The sequence below is a fragment of the Vibrio sp. 10N.261.51.A3 genome (assembly GCF_041471965.1).
In the GTDB taxonomy this organism is placed as follows: domain Bacteria; phylum Pseudomonadota; class Gammaproteobacteria; order Enterobacterales; family Vibrionaceae; genus Vibrio; species Vibrio crassostreae_C.
In genome coordinates this window covers 1-211 of record NZ_JBFRPK010000165.1, presented here as the reverse complement: position 1 = coordinate 211, position 211 = coordinate 1, and the positions used below count along the sequence as shown (strand labels likewise).

Annotated in this window: 1 tRNA gene; it reads right to left on the bottom strand. The window is 42.2% G+C overall.

The features are described from left to right. Positions 1–77: 77 nt before the first annotated feature. Positions 78–153, bottom strand: a tRNA-Ala gene (locus AB4371_RS22490). Positions 154–211: the final 58 nt, after the last annotated feature.

Here is a 211-nt window from a genome sequence, read left to right as displayed (position 1 = left end):
TTCCAAATTGTTAAAGAGCTAGATATTTCAAAAGAAATAACCATTTTTAAAGATTCTTAAGGAAGAACACTTAAAGATGGTGGAGCTATGCGGGATCGAACCGCAGACCTCCTCGCTGCCAGCGAGGCGCTCTCCCAGCTGAGCTATAGCCCCATCTGGAAAAGTATTTCCTACTCTTAACTTATTAAACCATCAATCTGTGTGGGTACTC